Source organism: Pseudomonas sp. GM55, assembly GCF_000282395.1.
Lineage (GTDB): Bacteria > Pseudomonadota > Gammaproteobacteria > Pseudomonadales > Pseudomonadaceae > Aquipseudomonas > Aquipseudomonas fluorescens_CC.
The window spans coordinates 1-15,476 of sequence record NZ_AKJJ01000142.1 but is presented as its reverse complement, the minus strand read 5'-3'; the positions used below and the strand labels follow the sequence as shown (position 1 = coordinate 15,476).

Below are 15,476 nucleotides of genomic sequence, written 5' to 3'. Positions count from 1 at the left end.
GTGAGCCAGTGCGGAAGCAGTGCAGACTGCTCCCGCTTCAAAGGAGGGGGTCAGGCGAGTGGGGCGCGTTGCGTCACAGCCAGGGGCTGCACTTGATTGGTTTGCAGCAGCAGGCGCAATTGCGCCAGTTCCTGCTTCAACTGATCGCGTTCGTCTTTCAACTGGCGCAATTCATCGCGACGGATTGTGACGTAAAGGGTTTGTGCTGGCAGTGCGGTATGTACTGTGCCCATTGCTCACCTCGCAAATGGCGTGTCTCAACTGTAGAACCGCCTCGAAATCAACGGCTGATCTACTATCGGCGCCAATTTTGATTTCTTTTGCCCCCGAAGGGAACTTTTTTATTTTTCATGGTCGTTGTGTCTTCGGTTTGATTCCCGACGTTATCCATCAGGATCGGGCACAATGCCCGGAAACTTCGTGCCAACGCTCTGGACTAACCTCATGAGTCGCGTTGGGCTATAACCTTTGACACACTTTAATTTGTAGTAGGGAGCATCAGCACATGCAACTCGGGATTATTGGACTGGGCCGCATGGGCGGCAATATTGCGCGGCGCCTGATGCTCAACGGGCACACCACCGTTGTTTACGACCGCAATACCGCCTTTGTCGAAGCCCTGGCCGCCGAGGGTTCCACCGGCGTCGCCGAGCTGCCAGCCCTGGTCGCTGGCCTGGAAAGGCCGCGTGCAGTGTGGGTCATGCTGCCGGCCGGCGCGCCGACCGAAGAGACCATCGACACCCTGAGCACCTTGCTCGAAGCCGGCGACACCATCATCGACGGCGGCAACACTTTCTATAAGGACGATATCCGCCGGGCGAAAACCCTGTCGGAAAAAGGCCTGCATTACATCGACGTCGGTACCTCCGGTGGCGTCTGGGGTCTGGAGCGCGGTTACTGCATGATGATCGGCGGCGATGCCGAGACTGTTAAACGCCTCGATCCGCTGTTCGCCACCCTGGCCCCGGGCCTGGGTGACATCCCGCGCACCAAGGACCGCAAGTCCGACGACGATCGTGCCGAGCGTGGCTACATTCACGCCGGTCCCGCCGGTGCCGGGCATTTCGTGAAGATGATCCACAACGGCATCGAGTACGGAATGATGCAGGCGTTTGCAGAAGGTTTCGACATTCTCAAGACCAAAAACAGCGAGAGCCTGCCGCAGGACCAGCGTTTCGACCTGAATGTCGCCGACATTGCCGAAGTCTGGCGGCGTGGCAGCGTGGTGTCCTCGTGGTTGCTGGACCTGACTGCCGACGCCCTGGCCAGCGATCCGAAACTCGACGGTTTCTCCGGCTCCGTGGCCGACAGCGGTGAAGGTCAATGGACCATCGAAGCCGCCATGGAGCAAGCGGTGCCGGTGCCGGTGCTGTCGAACTCGCTGTTCTCCCGCTACCGCTCTCGTGGGCAAGGTACCTTTGGCGACAAGATCCTCTCGGCCCAGCGCTTTGGCTTCGGCGGCCATGTGGAGACCTCGAAAAAATGACCCATGCGATCCGCAGAAAATCCAAGGCTGAGCCCGCACCACCGACGACGCTGTTTCTGTTTGGCGCCCACGGTGACCTGGTCAAGCGTCTGTTGGTGCCGGCGCTGTATAACCTCAAGCGCAACGGCCTGCTCGGGGATGGACTGCGGATCATTGGCGTTGACCACAACGCCATCAGCGATGAAGGCTTTGCGCAAAAGCTCGAAGACTTCATGCGAATCGAGATGGCTGGCAAGGGTGGTCACACCCTTGATCCAGCGGTCTGGTCCAAGCTCGCCAAAGGCATCAGCTACGTCCAGGGCGACTTCCTGGACGCCAGCACTTATCAAGCGCTGGCGGCGAAAATCGCCGACAGCGGAACCGGCAATGCGGTGTTCTACCTGGCTACCGCGCCGCGTTTCTTCAGTGAAGTGGCACGCCGCCTCGGTGCCGCCGGCTTGCTGGAGGAAACCCCCGAGGCGTTCAGAAGGGTAGTGATCGAAAAGCCCTTCGGCTCCGACTTGCAAACGGCCGAGGCCTTGAACGCCTGCCTGCTCAAGGTGATGACGGAAAGGCAGATCTACAGGATCGACCATTACCTGGGCAAGGAGACCGTACAGAACATTCTGGTCAGCCGGTTCTCCAACAGCCTGTTCGAAGCGTTCTGGAACAATCACTACATCGATCACGTGCAGATCACCGCCGCCGAAACCGTCGGCGTGGAAACCCGTGGCAGCTTTTATGAGCACACCGGCGCGCTACGGGACATGGTGCCCAATCACCTGTTCCAGTTGCTCGCGATGGTGGCGATGGAGCCTCCCGCCGCGTTTGGCGCCGATGCGGTCCGTGGCGAAAAAGCCAAGGTCGTCGGCGCGATCAGGCCCTGGACGGTCGAGGAGGCCCGCGCCAACTCGGTGCGTGGCCAATACGTCGCGGGTGAGATCGACGGCAAGGCACTGCCGGGCTATCGCCAGGAAGACAAGGTCGCGCCCGACAGCAATACCGAAACCTATGTGGCCCTCAAGGTCATGATCGACAATTGGCGCTGGGTCGGAGTGCCGTTCTACCTGCGTACCGGCAAGCGCATGAGCGTGCGCGACACCGAGATCGTGATTTGTTTCAAGCCGGCGCCCTATGCGCAGTTCCGCGATACCGAGGTCGATGAACTGCAGCCGACCTATCTGCGCATTCAGATCCAGCCCAACGAAGGCATGTGGTTCGACCTGTTGGCCAAACGGCCCGGTCAGGCCCTGAAGATGGACAACATCGAGCTGGGGTTTGCCTACAAGGACTTCTTCGAGATGCAGCCGTCCACCGGCTACGAAACCCTGATCTATGACTGCCTGACTGGCGATCAGACGTTGTTCCAGCGCGCCGACAACATCGAAAACGGCTGGCGCGCCGTGCAGCCGTTCCTGGATGCCTGGCAGCAGGATTCCAGCGTGCAGAGCTATCCTGCCGGGGAAAACGGCCCCAAGGCCGGCGAAGAATTGCTCATCCGTGACGGTCGCGTCTGGCACCGTCTCGGATAACACGTAACGCCAGTGGGGGCGAGCAAGCTCGCTCCCACTGGGTTGGGGGGGGTTACAACCAGTAACTCACTGCATACCAGCCCAATGTCCCCATCACCACGGTGTAAGGCAACGCCATCCAGACCATTCGCCCATAAGACAGGCGCACCAGCGGTGCAATCGCCGAGGTCAGCAAAAACAGAAATGCCGCTTGACCGTTGGGCGTCGCCACACTCGGCAGGTTGGTGCCGGTATTGATCGCAATGGCCAGCGTCTCGAAGTGCTCACGGGTCATCTCACCTGCCATGAATGCGCGCTTCACTTCAGTGATGTAAATGGTTGCCACGAACACGTTGTCGCTGATGGCGGACAACAGGCCGTTGGCAATGAACAGCATGCCCGGCTGCTGATCCGCCGGCAGCGCCAGCACCCAGTGGATCAGTGGGGCGAACAGTTGCTGATCGTGAATCACCGCGACCACGGCGAAAAACACCACCAGCAAGGCGGTGAACGGCATGGCGTCCTTGAATGCGGTGCCGAGGCGATGTTCGTCGGTGATGCCGGTAAAGGCGGTGATCAGCACAATCACCATCAGGCCGATCAAGCCCACTTCGGCGATGTGGAACGCCAGCCCGGCAATCAGAATCAATGCGGCAACGCCTTGCACCAGGAGTGCTGCACGTTGGCGAGTGGTGCGCTCGGCATTGTCTTCGGCGGCGTAGTTGGCCAGCACCGCACGGACGTTATCCGGCAGCAGCGTGCCGTACCCGAACCCGCGCAGCTTTTCCAGCAGGACGCACGTGACCAGCCCGGCAACCAGTACCGGCAGGGATACCGGCGCAACCTGGGTAAAGAACTCGGAGAAGTGCCAGCCCATTTCATGGCCGATCAGCAGGTTCTGCGGTTCACCGACCAGCGTACACACACCGCCCAGAGCGGTGCCCACGGCACCGTGCATCAGCAGGCTGCGCAGAAAGGCGCGGAACTGTTCGAGATCTCCCTGATGCAGGGTAGGCAGATGTTGGTCGTCGCTGAACTCGCTGTCCTGACGGGGATCGTTACCCGAGGCGACACGGTGATACACCGAGTAAAAGCCTACGGCGGCACTGATTATGACGGCGGTCACGGTCAGGGCGTCGAGGAACGCCGACAGAAAGGCTGATAAAAAGCAGAACATCAGGGCCAGCAGGGTCTTGGAGCGAACCCCCAACAGCAGGCGCGAGAACAAGTACAACAACAAGTCCTTCATGAAGTAGATACCGGCCACCATGAACATCAGCAGCAGGATCACCGGGAAGTTGTGCAGCAACTCCTCGTACAGCGCCTGGGGTGTGGTCATTTTCAGCAGCAGGGCTTCAATCAACAACAGGCCGCCGGGCATCAGCGGATAACACTTGAGTGCCATGGCCAGGGTGAAGATGAACTCCAGCACCAGCAGCCAGCCGGCAGCCGCCGGGCCTGCGGTCCACAGCACCAGGGCATTGAGAATCAGAAAGCCGACGATGCAGGCCTTGTACCAACGGGGTGAGTTCCCGAGAAAATTGTGCGCGAACGCCTGGGCCATTGAGCCGGACATCGGCTGCTCCTTGTTTTAAGAAGCGCGCAAGTTGCCGTAAGCAGCCGAGAAGATCAAGCGCAGCACAACGGCATAGGTTTAGCCCAGATATCGCGTGACGACTGCCTTGTATCCGCCATGCAACGAATAGCCGCCAGCTACGATGTTGCCATCGGCCTGCACCGCGACACAGGTGGCAGTATCCAGGCTGGGGCCGAGGCGGGTCCGGGCAAAGCCGCGGCCGGCGCCAAAGCGGCCATCGAGACGGCCATTGGGCAGATACCTTCCGACAATGAAGTCGGCTTCGACGCCGCCGATGGTCGCGCCCGCCGTAATCAAACAGCCATCGGGCTGTAATTGCGCGGCGCTCCACTGGCAGCCGCTGCGGCCAATTTCCAGGCAGCGCGGGTGGCCACTGTTGCAGTGGTTGTCGGGGCGGCCGTCGCTGTGCATTTTAAAGGTCAGGCAGTGCATCGGCTCATGACTGCTGCCCACACACAGGATATCGCCAGTGTCTTGCTGGAGCACCTGACTGACCTGGGCGCCATGCCCATGCGCCTTGAAGGTCATGTATCCATCCACGGCGAAACGCTCGTCGAGGCGACCATCCGGGTGATAGCGGGCCAGCAAGCCTTCTTCAGGGTAGTTGATCGATCCGCCCACCAGAATCCGACCGTCGCGTTGTACCGTCAGACTGCTGAGCCAGGTATTCATCAACAGGTGCCGTACCACGACAAAGCCGTGGCCATTGAACGAGCAGTCCAGCGAGCCTTCGACATCCAGCCGTATCAACAGGCCCACGTGATCGGCCAGTTCATAGTAATGGTTGGCCAGGATCAGGATTCGGCCGTCTTGTTGTACGTGCACATCGCAGGCTTCTGCGCCTGGCACACCGGGAGGCAACCAGATATCACGCATGCCCAGGGACAGACCGCCAGGCAATCGCACGACGCGCTGGCCATTATCGCCAAAGCCTTGAACCAGGTTGCCCCACTGATCCAGCAATGCGAGGGCCGGGAGCGTGTGGTGCGCGTTTTCGTAGTGCAACCCGGCCAACAGGATATTGCCGTCAGGCATGACCACAACCTTGGCGCCCATGGCTTCGAATCCCGGTTCGAATTGCCCGATGATGCTGCCTTGCTTGCCGAACGCGAGGTCCGCGGAACCATCCTCCAGCAAGCGGGCCAGGCCAAAACGGCAGCCATCGGCCATGGTGACCTTTGCAGCCACCAGCAAACGGCCCTGGGCATCGATTGCGACGTCGGTGGCCATGCTGGAAAGGCTGTCGGCGAAATACACTTGGGTTTTGCCGTTTGCGGCAAACGTCGAATCGAGGGTGCCTGCGGTGTTCCGTGTTGCGGAGTAGGCAATAACGGACTGGATTGACATGAACCGCATCTCCTTGCGAGTCGTCCGGATCCAGAAGTTTGGGTGGCGACGTTATAAGGAGACTATTCAATCCCTGAATGGGGAGATGCACAACGGTGAGAAGTCACAGACGGAGAGTCACTGTGTGCCACAACAGTGTCTTTGCGAACCAATGGCGAGCCTGCAAAGTACCGGGTGCCTGAAAGTTCGAAGTTACGTGAGTAATCGGTATGGAAGGGCGAGAACGTTCAGCCCAACTAATGACAGGGTGAGGGTGCGGATTACCCCGGGGTAATCCGCAAAACGATTAGTGCGGCATCGACCACGACTGCAGTGTGTAACCTTCCTGGCTCAATTCGGCGCGGGCCTGTTCCAGCAGCAGTTCGAGCTGTGCCGGATCGGAATAAGCGCTGCTTGGGATCTGCTTGCGGCCAATGCTGGTGCTGGTGCGGTCGATAACGGTCAGGCTGAGTTCGCCATTACCGTCTTGTGGAGCCCAGGCCACGCATTTGAATGGTTTAAATGCGCGGTCGGCAATCAGAAGTGCTTCGTTGATACGCAGCGGGGCGTTCATAGGTCTTCTCTCTGTATGCCCAATCAAATGATGTGCCGACGGTTGGGCTTACCGTTCGGCTGGTTACTTGTACTGATGCCCGCAACCGGGGGTTAGGTCACACACAATCAAAAGAATTTTCCACTTTATTTCATATACTCAATGATGAGACTGACATTGAAAGCTGAATGAAAGGAAAGAGTCGTTAGGTAACTATCAAAACTGCTTCTTATAACCGGTTTTATGACAACTCTATAGTCAAACAGTTCAAGGGCCTGTCAAATTCTTGCTAGTGTTACAGCCAGGCCCGCCAAATGACTGTTTTTAATAATTTTTCTTAAATTTGGCGCCAAGGAACAGTCATGAGCGATGCGCCTGCTTTACGACGTTTACTAGTGGTGGACCCCTGCGACGATTGCCATCGTCTGATCCCGGGACTGCGCGAAGTCGGTTGGGACGTTGATAGCTGCACGCTGGAGAACGCCGCTGACCGAACCTGTGACGTGGGTTTGCTACGCTTGCAGCCCTATCACCTTGAGCACCCGGAAGCTGTCAAAGAGTTGATCAGCCGCAGTGGCACCGAGTGGATTGCCGTACTCAATCAGGAAGTGCTGCGACTGCAAAATGTCGGCGACTTTGTCTGTGAATGGTTTTTTGACTTTCATACCCTGCCATTCGATGTGTCCCGGGTCCAGGTAACACTGGGGCGGGCGTTTGGCATGGCGCGCTTGCGCGGGCAGGGCACGGTCTATGTCGACCAGCCCGAGCACGAACTGCTCGGCGACAGCAAACCTATTCGTGAGCTGCGAAAGCTGTTGAGCAAACTGGCTCCGACCGAATCTCCGGTGTTGATTCGGGGTGAAAGCGGTACTGGCAAGGAACTGGTCGCACGAACCCTGCATCGCCAGTCCCAACGGCACAGCAAACCCTTCATTGCGATCAATTGTGGTGCGATTCCCGAACATTTGATCCAGTCCGAGCTGTTTGGCCATGAGAAAGGCGCATTTACCGGCGCGCACCAGCGCAAGATCGGACGGATAGAAGCCGCCAACGGCGGCACCCTGTTTCTCGACGAGATCGGTGACCTGCCACTGGAGTTGCAGGCCAACCTGTTGCGGTTCCTCCAGGAAAAACACATCGAACGGGTGGGTGGCAGTCAGCTGATTCCGGTGGATGTGCGGGTTCTGGCGGCAACGCATACCGACCTTGAAGCCGCCATTGAGAAGAAGCGCTTTCGCGAAGACCTGTATTACCGCTTGAACGTACTGCAAGTGGCGACCGTACCGCTGCGCGAGCGCCATGGCGACCTGGCGACGCTGGCCAACCACTTCTCCCATTTCTACAGCCATGAAACCGGACGCCGCCCACGCAGTTTCAGCGAAGACGCGTTGATTGCCATGGGCAAGCACGACTGGCCAGGCAATGTTCGCGAACTGGCCAACCGCGTTCGTCGCGGGCTGGTGCTGGCCGAAGGCCGGCAGATCGAGGCCCGCGATTTGGGATTGATCAGCCCGCATACACTCGCCACGCCGATGGGCACCCTCGAAGAATACAAGTCCCGGGCCGAACGCCAGGCGTTGTGCGATGTATTGAATCGTCACAGCGATAACCTGAGTGTCGCCGCCAAAGTATTGGGTGTATCGCGACCGACCTTCTACCGCCTGTTGCACAAGCACCAGATTCGCTGAACCGCAACCTGAAACAAAAAACCGTTGCGATTTCCCGACTTGGTCCAGGTATTTCCCCCGGTGACTACAATTAGTCTTGCGCAGTCCGCTACGGCCATTCCAAGTGGCATCCAGCGCTCAACCTCGCTCAGGAGATCAGTCGATGTCTGCCCTCATTTCCCAACTCAACACGCTTTGGGCACCACGCCTGCTTAGTGTCCTGCGGATCATCACGGCCTTCCTGTTCCTCCAGCATGGCACCGCCAAGTTGTTTGCATTTCCGCATGTCGCTTTTTTCGATGAGTTGAGCCTGTTTTCCCTGATCGGCTTTGCCGGAGTGCTGGAAGCGGTTGGCGGACTGCTGCTAGTGTTCGGCCTTTTTACGCGCCTGGTGGCTTTTATCCTGTCCGGAGAAATGGCTTTCGCCTATTTCATCGGGCACGCCCCCAAAGGGCTGTTCCCACTGCTGAATAACGGTGAACCGGCGATCCTGTTCTGCTTCATTTTTCTCTACTTGGTTGCGGCCGGTGGTGGCGCCTGGAGTCTTGACCGTCGCCTGTGCCGAGGCAAACCTGGCTGCGATTGGGTCTAGGCCATCCGTGGCAACCGTCGCGGAACTGGATGCCTTTTCCTGCGGGTTCCTCTTGGGGCGTCAGTGCCTGGATGTACGAATGAAAGAGGGGAGCTAGTCAGAAATCTTCAAAAACTGCTCGGCTTCTAAGCTTGTTTACCGTTGTTGAGGCAAAAATCAGCAACTCGCCCTGGGTCAATTTTCCATCTGCACCAAAACCACCTCTAAAGCTTATGTGCATATAAGGAGGGTTTCGCACGAACCCATGCTGATCCCCAACTCCTGGAGGCGATGCGCAATGCAAAACCCCATCAACACGAAGGCAAGGCTCGCATTTGTGGCGTTCCTGCTTATCTCGATTGTCATCGGGGGAATCTGGTATTTCTTTTCATCAAGCCAATACACAACCTATCAGATCTATACCCAAGACCCGGTCTCTGGCCTCATGATCGATGCCCCGATTGAGTTCCACGGCGTCGATGTGGGAAAGGTGAAAAGCATCAGACTGGTCAATCCGCATTCAGTGGCCATCGTGTTGAATATCGACAAGACTGTCCCGGTTAGTTCGACCAGTGTGGCGACGATTACCTCCAGAGGACTAGCAACACGAGGATTTACCGGCTACGTATACATTGCTCTCGAAGACGTCGGCACCAATTCTGTGCAACTGACCGCATGGCCGGGCGAGCCTTATCCGATTATTCCGACGGCACCCTCGAAAATCGTGACGCTCGATACTTCGATAAATCAGGTAAACGAAAGTTTCCAGGCACTGGCCAAAGTGCTGGAATCGCTATTCGACGAGAAGACTATTGTGTCGCTGAAGCAATCAGCCGACAACATGCAGCAAGTCACCAAGGCACTGGCTGAAAATACCAAGAAGCTGGACGCTATCGTTGCCAATACCGAGCGCGCCAGTCATGGATTTGAACCGCTCCTGAAATTGAGCCATGACACCGTAAGAACGCTCCAGATGCAAATCTTGCCGGAAACGCACAAGGCCTTGTCCGACCTTGAAAATCTGTCCAGCTCCTTCTCTACTCAAGTTTTGCCGGAAGCGCACAAGGCCCTGTCCGACCTTGAAAATCTGTCCACTTCCCTCTCTACGGTAACGGCCAAGATCAATCGAGACCCCTCGATCCTGATTCGTGGTTCCGCGTCGCCGCCACCCGGACCGGGGGAAAACAAATGAAATATTCCATGGGCAGGGCGGCTCTCATTGCATTATGCGTCGTCTTGCTATCGGGCTGCGCCTTGCTCTCCCCGGTCAAGATTGATACGAAGAAATATGTGCTGAACTCCATCCCGCTCAATCTACCCAGCGAACAGACCTACTCCGCGACCCTGCTGGTCTTGCCCCCCGAGACTGAGTCTATCTATGCCATAACGCAGATGGCTTATTCGACAAAGGCTTATGAAATTGCATATTTCAGCCAGAACGAATGGGGGGCAACGCCATCGCAGATGATTCAACCTTTAATCGTCAAGACACTTCGGCACACCCACCATTTCAGCGAGGTTCTACCGTCCCCTCATTTCGGCCGCCACACTTTTGCGCTTCGCACCGAAATCCTGGAGCTTAAGCAGGACTTCACTTCGGACCCCGCGATGCTGCAACTCGCGATGCGCTTCTATCTGAGCCGCGAGGCAACGAATCAAGTTATCGCTACCAAGGAATTGTCAGTTCGGGAACCCATGCGGGAAAGGACCCCCTATGCGGGAGTCGTGGCGGCCAATGAGGCCATGGGAAAACTATTGCGGGAATTAGCCGGATTTGTAGTCGAGAAAGCACATTAAGGCAGCATTTTGCGCAAGGTATCGTCCTTGAAAACAAAGTGATGCCACAGTGCCGCACCCATATGGATCAATATGAAAAAACAGAGCATGTAACCCAACCATCTGTGGATGTCGATGAATCGCTGAAACATATAGCCGTCGTAACGAATCAAATCAGGCAGCGTATATAGACCAAAGAGCGATACTGGAATGCCAGCGGCGGAAGACATGAGCCATCCAGTCATCGGCAAGGTGAACATCAGTGCATAAAAGGAAAGATGGACAAATTGAGCGGCGATTTTTTGCCAGTCAGGCAGGTGTGCAGCCAGTTGCGGCAGTATTTGAGTTAAACGCCATGCCAAACGCGGTACGAGTAGCATTAGCACCAATATGCCGAACGCCTTATGGTAGAAAATCAGGTAGATCTTTTCCGTATTAAAAGCGACATCAGGAAGCGTGACCATGTAGAGACCCAATATTACGAGGCCAATAACAAGAAGAGCCATCGACCAGTGGAACAGGATCGCAATCACTCCATAACTTTCCTCGGTGTTCTCGATCGGCGACATCGCTGGTGCTCCGTTCATCAAGTGCTCAACCGGCGCAAGGCTAACCCAATTTCATCTCTCGTCATCAAGCAGTTGGACAGTATTTCCACTTGCTATATCCCGGCCTCTCAGCAGGTATCCGGCCTGGCCTTGGTTTGATAGCGGCAACGTAAGTCAGGTTTTATGCACCTTTCCATTGCGATACGCGCTGTTCTCAAGGCGTTGAGCTCTTCGGTATGAAGTGCGTTTGCGCCTCTGGACTTGTGCAGGGAGAGTCATCCATGCGCCTGCGGCGTACTGGCGCGCCTGGAAAAGAGCACCTTGTAGTGGTCTAAGGAATCGCCTAGAAGTAGTAAGGGAATTTCAGGCTGAACTGGAAGTCCGGGGCATCGTCCGTCATGCCGATGGACAGGTTGGGGACGATGGTCAGGTTGTTGGTGGCCGCAATGGTCATGCCGATGTTGAAGTAACCGGCGTTGGCATCGCTGGACACCACCGATTGCCAATCCCCGCCATCTTCCTTGAGCTTGCTTTTGCGTTGCACCAGGTCAGAGACCGAGAACGACATACTCATCTTTTCGTTCAAGGCGAACGCAATACCGGCGCCGATCTGGAAACTGTCGCCAATGCGGACTTTGCCCGGTGTCTTGACCGCCGGGTTGGAGCTGATGTCGTCGAAAGACTCTTCCAGGTTGTGCGTGTAGGACAGGCTGCCGAACAGCACCGCCGGATCGAACGTCTTGACCAGAGAGATCCCCGGGGTGATCGACCAGACGCCATTCCCGGTGGGCAAGGATTCAGGCACGGCCAGGTTGGAGTTATCGGCCACCCGAATCAGTTTGATGCCGAACGGGTCTTTGCCGGTCGGTGCCTTGACGCGCAACGTCACCACGGCATCCGGCGTGTTGTCCGATTCGTCGAGGAATTTGTAGGCGATACCGAAGTTGACGTCACCAATGGTCGGGTCTTCTTTGACGGTATCTTCGGTCGTGACGTTGGCAGTGCCGTTATTGCCGCCACCGGACTGATACGTGGACTCACGGTAGACCACCGGCACGTTCAGGTCGAACTGCCAGCGATTGTTGAAGTTGTAGCGGCCGGTGAGGTCAAGCGTCCAGGTGTCGGCCTTGATCCGGTCCAGGTTGATGGCGCCGAGGAAGATCGAGTCCAGGGCGAGAAAACCGTTGAGGATCAGTTGTCGGGTATCGTATCGGGAGTAGGTTATCCCGGTTTCGAAGCTGAACTTGCCACCGCCGAAGAACCCGCTGGCCTCGTCATACAGGTTTGAAACGCTTTGCGCCGGTTGTGAGTCATCGGCCAGCGATTGTCCATAGGAGCTGCCGCTGCCCCCGGCTGCGCCCCCTGAAGCCGCCGCGGCGCCGGTGCCGGTGGCGACTTTTGGATTGCCTTTGAGGTCCGCTGGCGACTTGACCAGGCGTTTAGGGGGAGGCGCAGCGGGCTGGTCTTCGACCTGGCGGACCCGCTGTTCGAGAACCGCCAGGGCCTTTTGCTGTACTTCGTATCGCTGCTTCAACTCTTGAAGTTGTTGTTTGAGAGCCTCCACATCCGCGTCAGTTGCCGCCTGTAGCATCGTCGCCGGGAGTAGAGTGCTCAGGCATATGACTGCACGCAGTGATACTGATCGGTACATGAAATAAGCCGTCCATTTGTGCCCAATGCTCGAGACTCAGCGTAGTTCAATACCCCTGGGTTCGTAATGCAGCGAGTTGGTTCAGGTTGCACTCCAATACACCAGCACTCGGGCCATTATTGTTGAGCACTACGTTGAGTTGAGTCATGTTATCGACCACATTGCTGCTGCCCAGCAACCGGGTGTTTTGCAGCAACCCGCCTTGGGCGACCTGTTGCAGGCTTGTGCCCTGGTTGTTGTTAGCGGTAATAGCCATCTGAACACCACCGCTCGTAGCGGACACCGCGACACTGCCTGCAGCATTGCTGCCGGTAATGGTTTGACCGGCTACCAGCGCCTGGCCCTGGCTCGGCACCAGTGCAGGGGCCGTGCGGGCCTCTTTGACGTTGATGGCGATGTTGTTGTTTGAGCGGTTGCCATCGCCTGCGGCCCGTGTGACCTGGGTGATGCCCCGAGAGGTGTTCAGTTCGGCGCCACCCATCACGTTACCGGTACCCTCGTTGTGCGAACTGCCTTTACCGGATTGTTTGATGGTTGAAACATAGAACTCGGGCTTGACCGTTGCGGCTTGTAGCTGCATCGAGCTGGAGGCCCCGATCAGATCACCACTGGCGTTGCGCCAGGTACTGCTCATGACAACGCCGAAGCTGATGATCCGCCCCGGCATTACATACCGGCCACGCAACTCGGCCAGTTCCTGGTCCTTGACTTCGATGGGTCTGAACTCATCAGCAAAACCTGAAGTGGTCGCTGCCAGACAAGTAGCGACCACCCAATACGAGGTTTTCATTTGCTGCTCCCGGAGCATCCTGCCCCCTATCATCTTGTTGGCGATTAAAAGAAGTCGCTCTGTATGAAGCCAAAATCCATCAACTCGGCATCTTTGACCGGGTTGAAATTATCCATCTTGTTCTTGGCTGTCAGCGGTTCCGGTGGACTGCGTAACGCATTGGTCTTGTCGTAACCGGGACCGATGATTGCGAAGATAATGCCATTCCAGCCTTTGACAAAGTCATCATGGGAGTAGCGTTTGTGACCGAGTACCGGGTCGCCGATATAGACCCAGTTCTTGTCCGCCCGCTGCAACACCACGAAGTGCTTGTAGCCGCGAATTTCCATCAGTACCACCACCGGAATCGTCACTGCATCGAGTCTTTCAGGCGGGATCTTGTAGCCCCGGGCGCGCATGCCGATGCGTTCTATGTAGCGCTTCATGTCCAGCATGGAGAAACCCTGGGTACGCACAAGCTCCTGGTCTGCGGTGACCAGCATGCCTTTGATGATGTGCTCCTCATCGACGTCGAGCCAATAGGCCTGGCGCAGTATCGTTGCCAGCGCGGCGGCGCCGCAGCTGAAATCGGTTTTTTGTTCGACGATGTCGCTGAACTTGCGCTCGCGCAAACTCTGTACGTGCTTGTACACCAGCACGCCACCCGGCAGGGCGGCAACCGGCATCTGTGCAGCCTGGGTCAGGCCAGACAGGCAGAGCAGGGCGAAAAGGGCCGTCTTACGCATGGACGATACGCCTTCAGACCGAGGAAAAGCGTCGTTGCCGAGGCTTTGATGACGGTCGCGATTATGGGCATGATTTGCAGCCTGCGGCGATGGACAGCGAGTTGCTTTGCTGGTTGCCGACGCCGGACGATACGTTGGCTCCGCCGTTGCCGGAGAAGCTGTTCATCGAGCCAGTGATCGAAGCATTGTTGGTTACAGGAGGTCTCCAGCCTTCTGGCGTCATCACTTGTTGTGTGGTTATGCCGGACAGACCGAGTACACCTACGGGTACGAAATCAGTCCTGGCGTTGTTGGTGACTTTCAGCCCGGACGTGCTTTGGTTCGCCGCCGCCGCGGCTACTGCTACACGGCCGCCGGAAACGGCAATCGCCAGGTTGTTTTTCTGTTGGTTGAAGTCGCCGGTGGTCACGTTGATGCCGATGTTGCCGGAACCGCTGTTGCCAGAGTTATTGAGCGTTGTGTTGTTGGTGTTGGAGTGGTTCCTGGCGGTGTTGCCGGTGCTCTTCTGAGTCGCGCTGGAGACGGTGACGGCGGAGCCGAAGATGAAGGCTTCGTCAGCCGTGGCAAGGGCGGCGGCGTTGTCTTGCTGGTTGCCGTTACCGGCTGCAACGTTGGCGCCCATGTTGCCGTTGGAGTTGTTCAGGGAGTTATCGATTTTGGCGTCGTTTTTGGTGCCCCGGTTCACTACCCCGCTGTCACTGCTTTCCTGCGAGTCCAGCACGGCGGCCCCGGCGCCTGCGGTAATCTGCAGAATCTGATCCAGCGACGGGCCATCAGGCGGTTGGTTGCTGCCCTGTCCATTGCCCTGCACGGGATCAGCCTGTGCTGCGAACGCCATCAATGCCGCCAGGGCGAAAGCCAGTGGTTTGAGAGCAGTTGTCGGGTTCATGGTGTTTCTCCGTGCTCATCAGTTGGTCAAGTGTTAGTACTTCCCTAATCGCACTGTATCGGGGGTCAGTCAGTGACCCGGATGGTCAGGGTGTTCGCCATTCGGTTCCCCACCCCGGCACTCTGGTTCACCTGGATCACTCCCCGGCTGCCGGTGAAGGCCTGGTCGCTTGTCACGACCTGGCGACTGCCGTTTGGGGTACCAGTTGCTCCCGAGTTCGGTAACAACGCCACGTTCTGTTGAGAAAGGGCGCTATCGTCTACGGCTTGCGGTGCAGCGCTGATGCTGATGCGCATCGCGTTGGCCATCTGGTTGTTCGCCCCGGCGCCCTGGTTGACGCCCAGCACGCCGCTGCCATTGCTGAAGGCGGTGCCGCCGATAGTGGCCGGCGCATCCATCGACGGATT

At 57.4% G+C, this 15,476-nt stretch carries 15 protein-coding genes and 1 pseudogene; 6 read left to right on the top strand and 10 right to left on the bottom strand.

Features of this window, described 5'->3' with window-relative positions; translation table 11 throughout:
- Nucleotides 1–50: 50 nt before the first annotated feature.
- Entirely contained in the window at nucleotides 51–233 is a 183-nt protein-coding gene (locus PMI31_RS27590) for a DUF6026 family protein (protein WP_008023095.1), read from the bottom strand.
- Between the two features lie 272 nt (nucleotides 234–505).
- Here PMI31_RS27590 and gnd point away from each other — a divergent pair, with 272 nt between their 5' ends.
- Both gnd and zwf read left to right on the top strand, forming a co-directional pair.
- Nucleotides 506–1,486: a phosphogluconate dehydrogenase (NAD(+)-dependent, decarboxylating) gene (gene gnd / locus PMI31_RS27585; RefSeq protein WP_008023093.1), complete on the top strand. Its 981-nt coding sequence runs from the start codon at nucleotides 506–508 to the stop codon at nucleotides 1,484–1,486.
- Nucleotides 1,483–2,997, top strand: a complete 1,515-nt coding sequence (gene zwf / locus PMI31_RS27580) for a glucose-6-phosphate dehydrogenase (RefSeq protein ID WP_008023091.1) — start codon at nucleotides 1,483–1,485, stop codon at nucleotides 2,995–2,997. Before gnd ends, zwf begins: the two co-directional genes overlap by 4 nt.
- Nucleotides 2,998–3,049: 52 nt before the next feature.
- On the opposite strand, the gene nhaB is transcribed toward zwf, so the two are convergent.
- The 3 genes from nhaB to PMI31_RS27565 form a co-directional block, all read right to left on the bottom strand.
- On the bottom strand, nucleotides 3,050–4,552 hold the full coding sequence (gene nhaB, locus PMI31_RS27575) for a sodium/proton antiporter NhaB (protein WP_008023090.1): 1,503 nt from the start codon (nucleotides 4,550–4,552) through the stop codon (nucleotides 3,050–3,052).
- 78 nt (nucleotides 4,553–4,630) lie between these two features.
- Nucleotides 4,631–5,920, bottom strand: coding sequence for a hypothetical protein (locus tag PMI31_RS27570; RefSeq protein ID WP_008023087.1), 1,290 nt, complete (start codon nucleotides 5,918–5,920; stop codon nucleotides 4,631–4,633).
- Between the two features lie 286 nt (nucleotides 5,921–6,206).
- Complete coding sequence (locus PMI31_RS27565) at nucleotides 6,207–6,473, bottom strand: hypothetical protein (protein ID WP_007983639.1); 267 nt, start codon at nucleotides 6,471–6,473, stop codon at nucleotides 6,207–6,209.
- Between the two features lie 341 nt (nucleotides 6,474–6,814).
- Between PMI31_RS27565 and PMI31_RS27560 the strand changes: the two genes are divergently transcribed.
- From PMI31_RS27560 to PMI31_RS27545, 4 genes are all read left to right on the top strand, one after another.
- A complete protein-coding gene (locus tag PMI31_RS27560; protein ID WP_008023085.1) occupies nucleotides 6,815–8,140 on the top strand; it encodes a sigma-54 dependent transcriptional regulator in 1,326 nt (441 codons plus the stop codon).
- A 142-nt stretch (nucleotides 8,141–8,282) separates the two neighbouring features.
- Nucleotides 8,283–8,711: a DoxX family protein gene (locus tag PMI31_RS27555; protein ID WP_008023083.1), complete on the top strand. Its 429-nt coding sequence runs from the start codon at nucleotides 8,283–8,285 to the stop codon at nucleotides 8,709–8,711.
- 277 nt (nucleotides 8,712–8,988) lie between these two features.
- On the top strand, nucleotides 8,989–9,882 hold the full coding sequence (locus tag PMI31_RS27550) for an MlaD family protein (protein ID WP_008023081.1): 894 nt from the start codon (nucleotides 8,989–8,991) through the stop codon (nucleotides 9,880–9,882).
- Nucleotides 9,879–10,487: an ABC-type transport auxiliary lipoprotein family protein gene (locus tag PMI31_RS27545; RefSeq protein WP_008023074.1), complete on the top strand. Its 609-nt coding sequence runs from the start codon at nucleotides 9,879–9,881 to the stop codon at nucleotides 10,485–10,487. Before PMI31_RS27550 ends, PMI31_RS27545 begins: the two co-directional genes overlap by 4 nt.
- On the opposite strand, the gene PMI31_RS27540 is transcribed toward PMI31_RS27545, so the two are convergent.
- From PMI31_RS27540 to PMI31_RS27515, 6 genes and pseudogenes are all read right to left on the bottom strand, one after another.
- Complete coding sequence (locus tag PMI31_RS27540) at nucleotides 10,484–11,035, bottom strand: cytochrome b (protein ID WP_008023073.1); 552 nt, start codon at nucleotides 11,033–11,035, stop codon at nucleotides 10,484–10,486. The genes PMI31_RS27545 and PMI31_RS27540 overlap by 4 nt on opposite strands.
- 322 nt (nucleotides 11,036–11,357) lie before the next feature.
- A complete protein-coding gene (locus PMI31_RS27535; protein WP_008023071.1) occupies nucleotides 11,358–12,665 on the bottom strand; it encodes a transporter in 1,308 nt (435 codons plus the stop codon).
- A gap of 46 nt (nucleotides 12,666–12,711) precedes the next feature.
- Nucleotides 12,712–13,473, bottom strand: a complete 762-nt coding sequence (locus tag PMI31_RS27530) for a hypothetical protein (protein WP_008023068.1) — start codon at nucleotides 13,471–13,473, stop codon at nucleotides 12,712–12,714.
- Nucleotides 13,474–13,499: 26 nt separating this feature from the next.
- A complete protein-coding gene (locus PMI31_RS27525) occupies nucleotides 13,500–14,180 on the bottom strand; it encodes a C39 family peptidase (protein WP_008023065.1) in 681 nt (226 codons plus the stop codon).
- Between the two features lie 61 nt (nucleotides 14,181–14,241).
- Nucleotides 14,242–15,069 carry a hypothetical protein gene (locus tag PMI31_RS27520; protein ID WP_008023064.1) on the bottom strand — a complete coding sequence of 276 codons (828 nt, stop codon included), beginning with the start codon at nucleotides 15,067–15,069 and terminating at the stop codon, nucleotides 14,242–14,244.
- Nucleotides 15,070–15,134: 65 nt separating this feature from the next.
- Nucleotides 15,135–15,476 (bottom strand): annotated as a pseudogene (locus tag PMI31_RS27515) (adhesin); the annotation flags it as partial.